The organism is Anaerophaga thermohalophila str. Valhall, from assembly GCF_000250735.1.
Classification (GTDB): domain Bacteria; phylum Bacteroidota; class Bacteroidia; order Bacteroidales; family Marinilabiliaceae; genus Anaerophaga; species Anaerophaga thermohalophila_A.
The window spans coordinates 1-2,022 of sequence record NZ_AHZV01000034.1 but is presented as its reverse complement, the minus strand read 5'-3'; the positions used below and the strand labels follow the sequence as shown (position 1 = coordinate 2,022).

The window sequence follows — 2,022 nt, the reverse complement described above, 5'->3', positions numbered from 1 at the left end:
TTAATATTGTCTGTAAAAATAATCTTTCCTTCTTCAATTTGCCAAACACAAGGTTTCATCAAATTCACGCCAATAATTCCATTTATATCACACAACCTATTTCTAATCATGGAAAAGTCCATTATGTACGATTTTATATTATTGAAGGAAATATTGTTAATGGAAATATTTGAATATGTATATTCCTCAGAGCATTTTGCAAGTCCGTCACTTACTATATCTTTTCCAACAATCTGAATATTTAGCTCATCAATTAATTGTTGAGAAAGAGATGTTTCACTACTTCCGGTATCTATAATAAAATTGTATTCCTTTGTTGAATTATTTATCCGAATTCCTGAAACAACAATCCAATCACGTTCTTCATATTCTATTTCAGAATAAAACCTTTTAGGCTGAACAGCCTGACCTTTCTTTAGTTCAATGGCTCCCACACCATCAATAAAGAACAGACCCAATATAATAAGTAGAATTGATTTCATTTTTAATAATGTTAATTGTGGGGGCTGTACCCCCACAATAGTTTTTAGAAATTATCTGAATTTCCATTTTTTACAGACCCTGTTTCACAATCATACACGATTTTTTGGTCCCATTTTCCATCACCATCAGTGTCGATTTTATCAACACATCGCTTTCCACCGCGAACTGAATTCAATTGTTCTGCTGATAGCTTTCCAAATTTTTTCATGTGAATTAGTGCCTGTCTGTAAAGTAGGAAAAGTTTCCTGCTTATCATGTGTCTATTCAGAAAGTGTTATTTACAAGGCTAGCGAAGTCCGAAAACAGGGAGTTTACTCATCGTAAATGAGTAATTTTCGGACGAGCGTAACACAGTAAATGGCACTTTATGGACAGACACGAATTAGCTTTACTTGCCTACTCATTACATTATTGACCCTTCCCGGCTTCCGGGGCATTCATTTTCCGGCCGGGATTTCTGAAATGCAGGATAAAAGTATGCCGATGCACTCCTAAAAATTTGGAGTGAGAAAATTTATATTAACTCTAAATAGAGGCTGCTGAAAAAGTCAGCAGCCTGTTTCAATTGTTCTTTTGGGCATTGCCACAAAACGGAACCAAAAAGGTCTGGTCCGCTTAAACCTATCCCCTCGCGAAAGCCAAAGCCTACCTCTATCGGAATCGAGAGAGAGCGGAAAAATACCTCAACCGTCTGGCCAAAGGACATAGTCAATTTCAAAGTGGCGGATTCTTTGCGGCGCAAAGCGGCGAAGCCGGGTGTAATCTGCCTTCATGCAGAGCTAAAAACTCATAATTTCAATTCCTTCAAAATTTCAGTTTTTATCTCCACATCAGCAGTTATAGCACGAACCGAAATTGTTGCGCCTGAAATGGCATCAATATTTTTACTAACTTCCAAAGATTGAGAGCCATCATATCCAATAAACTGCTTTAACCAGCCACGGGAAGTTATTTCATAACCATGGGTAGCCTGATAATTGAACACTTTTACAGCCTGAACAGACTTAGTCCGGTCAAAAAGAATAAAGTAATCGAAATATTCGGACGCCTCATCTCCTGGTGTTTCTCCAGGAATTTTGCATCCTCCTGCCCGGCAGCTGTTCACTCTTCCTGTGTAAATATATTTATACCGATTTTCATCTGTACTTATTTCAAAAAATTTGCCCTGAATCCGGTATTTCCTTCTTAACGAGTCTGTAATATCCAATTCAGAAATTTGTGAGAATACTGAAATGCCCTCTCTGGAAAGCATTCGTTTTAAGGGTTTATTTTGATATTCAATTTTCTCCTGTCCCGAAACTAAAACGTTCATAAACATAAACATTATGAAAACAATTACCCGCATAATCTTTTTCATCTTTTTTGTTAAAACATGACACCAATTCCTACATTGAAAGTTTTGTCATAACTGTTTTCATTTCCGTTTTTAACAAACTGCATGTCTGTTTTTGCTACAGCACCATTGGTCAGTTTCAAAGTAAGTCCGGTAGTTATAATGTCCTTTTCGTAAACAGTGTTCACACTAATATTATTACCCAC

At 36.6% G+C, this 2,022-nt stretch carries 2 protein-coding genes; both read right to left on the bottom strand.

Annotation, left to right across the window (positions count from 1 at the left end; translation table 11 throughout):
* Positions 1–482 (bottom strand): aspartyl protease family protein (locus OQ5_RS19890; RefSeq protein WP_044107250.1); only part of this gene is annotated, 482 nt, incomplete at its 3' end.
* A gap of 788 nt (positions 483–1,270) precedes the next feature.
* Positions 1,271–1,795 carry an FMN-binding protein gene (locus OQ5_RS0101195; protein ID WP_255297329.1) on the bottom strand — a complete coding sequence of 175 codons (525 nt, stop codon included), beginning with the start codon at positions 1,793–1,795 and terminating at the stop codon, positions 1,271–1,273.
* Positions 1,796–2,022: the final 227 nt, after the last annotated feature.